Here is a 7,656-nt window from a genome sequence, read left to right on the forward strand (position 1 = left end):
GGTTTGACGTCAATCGCTCTCGCGAGGAAAAATCACTTTATAAGAACGTCCAGTGTGAGGAAACGCCCGATGAAGCAGACTGTCGGCAAGCTGGAGGCGGCGGCGCATATCAGCGGCTACGCCCCCTTCCAGTGGGATGACCCGTTCCTGCTGTCGCACCAACTGACCGAGGACGAGCGGGCAGTACAGGAAGCCGCGCGACGCTTCGCCCGCGACCGGCTGCTGCCGATGATCGTCGAGGCAAACCGCCATGAAACATTCGACCGCGAATTGTTTCGCGAACTCGGCACGTTGGGTTTCCTCGGGCCGACGATGGAAGGCTACGGATGTGCCGGGGTCAATCATGTCTGCTACGGCCTGATCGGGCGGGAAACCGAGTATGTCGACAGTGCCTTTCGTTCGGCCGTTTCGGTTCAGTCGTCGCTGGTGATATATCCGATCCATACCTATGGAACGGAAGCGCAGCGCACGGAATTCCTGCCTCGCCTCGCCTCGGGCGAATGGGTCGGATGCTTCGGCCTGACAGAGCCTGATCACGGCTCGGATCCGGGCTCGATGCGCACCCGCGCAGTGCGCGACGGATCCGACTACCTGTTGAGCGGCGCCAAGACCTGGATCACCAATGCCCCCATCGCCGATCTCTTCGTGATCTGGGCGAAGGACGAGACCGGGGTGATCCGCGGCTTTCTCCTCGACCGTGCCATGCCGGGGATCGAGACGACGCGCATCGAAGGCAAGTTCTCGCTCCGCGCCTCGCTCACCGGAACGATCGCGCTAGACGCGGTGCGGGTGCCTGCCGACCGCGTCCTCCCCGGCACAAACGGGCTGGGCGGCCCCTTCGGCTGCCTCAACAAGGCGCGTTACGGCATCTCCTGGGGGGCGATGGGCGCGGCCGAGGCCTGCTGGCACCAGGCGCGCGACTACGTTGTCGGCCGCAGCCAGTTCGGCCGTCCTCTAGCGGCAAACCAGTTGATTCAGAAGAAACTGGCCGACATGCAGACGGAAATCTCGCTCGGCCTTCAGGCTTCGCTGCGCGTCGGACGGATGATGGATGCGGGAGAAGCAGCACCCGAGGCGATCTCGATCGTCAAGCGCAACAACTGCGGCAAGGCGCTGGACATTGCGCGCACCGCCCGGGACATGCTTGGTGCGAACGGGATTTCGGACGAGTACCATGTGATCCGACACATGATGAACCTAGAATCTGTCAATACCTACGAGGGCACCCACGACATGCATGCGCTGATTCTCGGCCGCGCCATGACAGGGACTTCGGCCTTCGCCGGATAGGCAGGAAAAGGAAGCGATGATCAAGGCAAAGAACGGCCACGGCCTGACGTTCACCTGCCCTTCTCCCGAAGCGCCGGAGTTGTTCGATCGGGTCGTGCGCAGTTATCTGGCGTTCGGATGCGAGACGGGTACGCATCTGAAGACGCTGATGCGGTCCTGCCCCGGCATGGCGATGGCGCATTGCCTGCGCGGCTATTTCCTGATGTTCATGGGCACCCGCGCTCTGGCGACGCGAGCGCTCGACGAGGCGGCGGCAGGGCTTGAGGACCCGGAAGGGCTGGAGCCGCGCGAGCGGATGCACCTGGCCGCGCTGCGCGCTTGGGCCGGCGGATCCCTGCCCGGGGCCACACGGCTATGGGACGAAATTGCCCGCAACCATCCGCGCGACGTACTGGCGCTGAAGATGGCCCATTTCGGCCATTTCTACACCGGCCATTCGCGCAACATCCGCGACGGAGTAGCTCGCGCGCTGGACTTTTGGACACCGAAGGATGCCGAGTATTCCTTCCTTCGCAGCATGTATGCTTTCGGGCTCGAGGAAAGCGGCGACTATGTGCGGGCGGAACGGGTGGTGCGAGATGCTCTCGATCGCAATCCCGACGACCCCTGGGGCATTCACGCTCTCGCCCATGTCTACGAGGCAACCGAACGCTTCGACACCGGCGTGCGCTGCCTGACGGAGATGGAGCGAAATTGGAAACCGGTAAATAATTTCCGCTACCACGTAGCCTGGCATCGGGCGCTGTTTCACTACGAGGCGGGCGACCCCGAGGCGGCTCTGGAGGCTTTCGACGCGGACGTGTTCGACCCGGAGGCGACCGAGGATCTCGACCTATGCAACGACGCCTCCCTTTTGCTCCGGATCGAACTCGGCGGCGTGGATGTCGGTGACCGCTGGGCCGCGGTCGCGACCAAGGTCGAGAGCCGTGGCGACGACCTGATGATGCCCTTTGTTGACACCCATGTCGTGCTGGCGCTCGCAAGCAGCCCCGATCCGGGTCACCGCGCCCGCGCCCGGGCGCTGACTGAGGCGATGCATCGCTACGGCGCCGACAGCGACGAAGGCAATGCGGTCTGCTACCGCGACGTCGGTGCCGAGCTGGCGCAGGCCGTCCTGAACTATCGCGAAGGCCGCGCCGAGCAGAGCTGGGGCACGCTCGCGGCGCTCCTGGACCGGGTGCAGGCGATCGGCGGTAGCCACGCCCAACGCGACCTCTTTTGGGAGATCGCCGCCGATGCGTTGGAGCAATCCGAACCTTACGGTGCCGATGCGGTCGCATTTTACGGGGCCCGGTCGCACAGCCGCCAGCGCGACGGTTGGAACTGGCAGCGCTATCTCGCCGCTCTGGAAAACAGCGATCGGGACGACGCCCTGCGCGCCGCGCGCATCCGCTATCAGGCCGCCGCCGTCCCTGCCGGATAGGCTACACCAACGCCTCTGAGCCTTGCACCCGCGTTGCCCCAAGACGGGGCAGCGCGGGTCTCTTCACGCTTCCGCTCGGACCGCTCGCAGAGTTGGGAATGAATGAGAAATACTCACTCTAGACGAATGAAAATCGTTTGAGAGCCAGTGTCTAACACTCAATAATTGCAATCAGGAAATGGAAAACGCCTACGCAAGGCCGGCCGGAACACCTGGCGCCGCGGCCCCCCGATGGGGCTGCCCGCCTCGTCCCGCGGGATGCGAACGGAGAAGATCATGAACAAGGTCGCAATGCTCGAAAGAATGCACAATCCGGGGCTCAACGGCCGCGGCGGATACCGGCTGCTGGACCCGCGACAGAAGTACAACCTCGCCTTCTGCACCGAGGAAGAGATCGCCATTGCCGAACACTTCCGTGAATTCGTCGATTCCGAGTTGATGCCCCATCGTCACGACATTGAAGGCGGCTGGCATCGCGATCCGAAACTCGCCAAGGCGACCATTCACCGGCTTTACGCCAAACTGCACGACTTCGGCGTGACCAAGGCAATCCTGCCGGCCAAGCATGGGGGCCCCGGCCTCTCGCCGGTGGTGCGCCAGATGATCAACGAAGAGCTGTCGCGCGCCGATATCGGCCTCGCCACCAAGGTAGGCAAACTCCATTGGGCCATCTCGGTCATGGTTGCGGCCGGGCGGGACGACCTGCTTGAGGAATTCGCGCCGCGGATCACCGGCCCCGATGCCTGGACTGCTTGTTTCGCCATCACCGAACCCGCCGGCGGCGCCAATGTCGAGGACCCGGCGCTGGCCTATAAGACGATGAACACCATCGCCCGCGAGGACGGCGACGATTACGTGCTGAATGGCCACAAGCTCTGGCCCGGCCCGGCCGGCCCGGCCGAAAACTTCCAGTCCGAGCACCTCAAGGGCCATCTCGGCTATTGGGTCTGCGCCATAACCCGGGCCGGCGGCGGCGAGGACAATGTCGGCATCTTCTACGTGCCATCAGATGCCGAGGGCCTCGAATTCTCCCAGCCTTACGAGAAGATGGGGTTCTGCTATTCCGAAGCCAATACCGATATCTGGTTCAAGGACGTCCGCATCCCCAAGCGCTACCGGATCGACACCGAAGCCGGTCAGGGTTCGAAGCTGATCAAGGGCTATGTCATCGGGCTTGGCCGACTTGCCGGCGCGGCTCGGCTCACCGGCCTGTCAGAGGCGGTGTTGGAGACCTGCATGGACTGGACCCAGAACCGCATCATCGCCGGCAAGCCAATGCGAGAGCGCTCGCTTTTCGCCGCGACGCTGGCCGAGATGTGGCGGTCGATCGAGATGAGCCGCCAATACTACCTCTCCGTCACCGCCCAGGTCACCCAACCCGAAATCTACGGCATGCCGTGGGAAGCGCAGATGAAGGCGAAGTTCTCCGCCGCACGCTCCTTCGCCGGGGACACCGCGATGATGGTGACCAACCGCGCCATGCAGCTCATGGGCTCGGCCGGCTATGCATACGAAAGCCACATCGAGAAATACATGCGCGACTACAAGATCGTGCAGATGTGGCTCGGTGGCGCCGAGCGCGACCGGATGGACATGGCGCAAGGCCTGTTCGGCCCGTTCAACTGGGCCGGCGACGCTTAACTGGTGACCGGGATCGGGCCGGCCCGAATTTCGGCCCGCTTAGCCAGACATTGGAGGAAAACGATCATGGCAAGCAAGGAGAGCGCCGTTCTCGGCGAGATGTACAAGTCATGGGTATCGACCATGGCTGAGAACCCGGACATGACCGTGGAGGAAACGCGGCGCATGTTCGAGCATTGGGGCGACGTGACCGGGGAGCCCGAAGGCGTCGACTACATCGAGGTCGACGCAAACGGCGTGCGCTGCATGTGGGCCAAGCCGAAAGGCGGCAACGAGACGCGCGCGCTGCTATGCACCCATGGCGGCGGCTATATGGTGGGGTCGATGTACTCGCACCGCAAGATGTTCGGCCACATCGCCAAGGCGGTAGGCTGCCCGGCGCTGATCGTCGATTACAGGCGATCGCCCGAGCATCCGCATCCGACGCCGGTGAACGATTGCGTCCGCGCGTATGAATGGATGTTGGACCAGGGGCTTGAGGCCAAGCATATCGCCTTCACCGGCGACAGCGCGGGCGGTGCGCTCGCGATTACCACCGTTCTGGCCGCCCGCGACAAGGGGCTGCCGCTGCCGGCCGCCTCGATGCCGATCTCGCCCTGGACGGACATGGAGATTACCGGCGAGACGGTTACGACGAACGAGGCGAAGGACCATTTCGTCAAACGCGCGGTGATTGAGCACATGTCAGCGACATTCCTGGGTGAGAATGGCGACCGCAAGGATCCGCTGGCCACCCCGCTTTATGCCGATCTTGCCGGCCTGCCGCCCTTCTTCGTGCAAGTTGGCGGGGACGAGACACTGCTCGACGACGCGCGCAGATTTGTCGCGAAAGTCGAAGCGGCGGGGGGCGAGGCCAAGCTCGACATTTTCCCCGAGATGCAGCACGTCTTCCACTTCCTCGCCGGGACCACGCCCGAGGCGGACAAGGCGATCGCCGATCAGGCGGCTTGGATAAAACCCAAGCTCGGCCTCTGACGCCCTCTTCGGGGCGCCCGCCCAGCCAGCGGCGAGCGCTTCCCCCCCCCGAGGCCTGGACCTGTCCGAGTGAAGGGACCCCCTGTCCGCTGATCATGGGTTGTGTTCAGTAATGGGATGAACGCCTCCACAAGACGCGCAATGACGCCGACCGGCTTGTGCGTCGGATGGAGACGATTTCCCGTGTTGGCCGCAAGGCCGGGTCGAGCGCGTTGGCCTCTACCGCCTACCGCTCGACCTCGCGGCGGCGCGACGATCCGCCGGATCGCGTGCGTCCCTGTGGCCGAGGCCGGCGTTTATGTGCTGGCGATCGATCAGAGCCAGATTGCCAAGCTCGGCGCGGACGCGGCGGCGGTCTCCTGCAAGGCAACCGTCGGCGGCGCGTCGCCGGCGATCACTTATGGCAGCCATTTGATTCCGGCCTGATCGGGCTGGTGAGACTTCGGTCGCGGGGAGCCGAAAGGCTATATCGCGGTGTCGGATAAGACGGCGAGTGCCGGCCATCAAGAAAACCCCGTCACCCCGCGCGGATCCCTCCTTTCGTCGGGCGGCGGGGTACGCGGCACAGCCGCGACATTGCCGCCCGGCCTGTGGGCCTTCAGGTCGGGCGGCCAATTCAACGGAGGGATCAAAGGCGACGATTTGGCTTCAGAAAGGCCACGACCGCGTGATTGTTGAGCGCGGCACCAATCTCGACTTCCTGCTTAGGCGGAAGGGTTACGAGCCCGTCCCTGCCACGCCCAAGCCGAAGGGCGGGAAGGCGGCCGCCTGATGGTCTACGCGACCGGCGACGACGTGATGGCCGTGTACGGCGAAGATGTGGTCGTACTCGCGGCCGACGCCGACGACATCGCGTCTGTCGAATGGGAGAAATTCGACGTTGCGCTCGAAAACGCTTCCGCCGAGATCGACGCCTATGTATCGGATCGCTACTCGCTGCCGATCGATCCCGTCCCGCCGCCGCTGAAACAGGCCGCGATCGACATCGCGATCTATCGCATGTGCCTCAACGCGCCGCGGCGCACGGAAGAGCACCGCAAGCGCTAAGACGACGCGATCCGCCTGCTTCGCGATATCGCCGCCGGCAAGGCCGCGCTGGGCTTGCCCGAGCCCGCTGCAGGCGAGCCGGAGCCGCAGGGGCTCAACTCCGTGCCGATCGTATTCTGATCTGCGGGCGTGTATCCGGCGCCACGCTATCGCATTTGGGCTTTTCTCGGTCGCGGCGCTGGGTGATGTTATCTCATCGCTGAAGTTGGAGGCTCAATTTGCGCTACGCTCTGCTGATCCTGCTCGCTTTCGTTTTCCCGGCTTCCGCTGGCATTCTGCCGATTGAATACGAGCCCACCAAAAACTGGGAGAAGGCCGTAATTGAGCACGCAATGGCGACTCAGATGTACCGTGAGGCTGCATGGGGCCAGCCGGGCAGCTTTTGGGTTGCTGTGAAATTTCCGGATGCCTTCGTCAATAACGGTCCGGCGGCAATCGATATTTGCAACTACGCCAAGGAAGCCGGAGCACCGAACGGGACAAGGATCATCATCACGGTGTGGTCACTAAGCAGCGAGATCGCCGGCAAGCTATGGTGCGAGGTTGGCGGCAAGTGGGGCCTAGGCTAGGCCTCTTCTTTCTTCAATTATTTCGTTTAGACTCCGGAAATCACCCGGAAAGTATGTACAAATTGGCAAAACAGGAAGATTCATGAATAGGTCCGCTTTTTCATGATAGTCGAAATTTAAGAAGTAACCTATATTTTGAATTCGTGTTTCAGGCGCGCCGGAACTGAAAGTCATAATACATCCAAATGGAGGAAACGAAGTTTCTGCAAAATACAACCATTGCGCGAATCTAAGTTAGTCATTTCAGAAAACACCAAGGCCTCGACTTACTATTGAGTTCCCTAAATCCATTAAATATACATAAATTTATATAATTATGCATTTTACGGGTGTGTTTATTAAGCATGGGGTTTTCTAAATAAATGTTATTTTCACGCAATTTAGGCCCGTAAACGCTCATGAACATTGTTACAATCTGCTTAAAACAGGCAGTTGCCGAATCTGCAATACAGTTGGCAACTGTTTTTCGCAAAGTCTAGTTTAGGCAATGGTCATTCCTTGATGCGCCATATCTATATAGCTGGGCGCGTACCAACTACCTGTATTGTTTTTGCAGCGGTCACAAAGACTATACCTCCCGGCCCCTTTCTACCGAAAACGACCTCGCGGTTTGGCTAGGACGCGGACTCATAAAATCTGATCCACAGTCGGATTGAAGCGAGTTTGACGAGGGCGAGGTAGTTCTCGTCATGTTTCTCGTAGCGGGTGGCG

Annotated in this window: 7 protein-coding genes; all 7 read left to right on the plus strand. The window is 61.7% G+C overall.

Features of this window, described 5'->3' with window-relative positions:
• Positions 1–69 precede the first annotated feature (69 nt).
• The 7 genes from ACSF9G_RS23545 to ACSF9G_RS23575 all read left to right on the plus strand — a co-directional run bounded on the left by ACSF9G_RS23545 (position 70) and on the right by ACSF9G_RS23575 (position 6,945).
• The gene (locus ACSF9G_RS23545) at positions 70–1,290 is read left to right on the plus strand and encodes an acyl-CoA dehydrogenase (RefSeq protein WP_436644507.1); all 1,221 of its coding nucleotides are present in this window, start codon (positions 70–72) and stop codon (positions 1,288–1,290) included.
• 16 nt (positions 1,291–1,306) lie between these two features.
• On the plus strand, positions 1,307–2,713 hold the full coding sequence (locus tag ACSF9G_RS23550; protein WP_436644508.1) for a tetratricopeptide repeat protein: 1,407 nt from the start codon (positions 1,307–1,309) through the stop codon (positions 2,711–2,713).
• A gap of 276 nt (positions 2,714–2,989) precedes the next feature.
• Positions 2,990–4,354, plus strand: a complete 1,365-nt coding sequence (locus tag ACSF9G_RS23555; RefSeq protein WP_436644509.1) for an acyl-CoA dehydrogenase family protein — start codon at positions 2,990–2,992, stop codon at positions 4,352–4,354.
• A 3-nt stretch (positions 4,355–4,357) separates the two neighbouring features.
• Positions 4,358–5,329, plus strand: coding sequence for an alpha/beta hydrolase (locus tag ACSF9G_RS23560; RefSeq protein ID WP_436644510.1), 972 nt, complete (start codon positions 4,358–4,360; stop codon positions 5,327–5,329).
• Between the two features lie 279 nt (positions 5,330–5,608).
• Positions 5,609–5,755, plus strand: coding sequence for a hypothetical protein (locus ACSF9G_RS23565; RefSeq protein ID WP_436644511.1), 147 nt, complete (start codon positions 5,609–5,611; stop codon positions 5,753–5,755).
• A gap of 345 nt (positions 5,756–6,100) precedes the next feature.
• Entirely contained in the window at positions 6,101–6,376 is a 276-nt protein-coding gene (locus tag ACSF9G_RS23570) for a phage protein Gp36 family protein (protein ID WP_436644512.1), read from the plus strand.
• Positions 6,377–6,594: 218 nt separating this feature from the next.
• Positions 6,595–6,945 (plus strand): hypothetical protein, encoded by a 351-nt coding sequence (locus tag ACSF9G_RS23575; protein WP_436644513.1) that lies wholly within the window; start codon positions 6,595–6,597, stop codon positions 6,943–6,945.
• Positions 6,946–7,656: the final 711 nt, after the last annotated feature.

The organism is Microbaculum mangrovi (genome assembly GCF_051390635.1).
In the GTDB taxonomy this organism is placed as follows: Bacteria; Pseudomonadota; Alphaproteobacteria; order Rhizobiales; family Tepidamorphaceae; genus Microbaculum.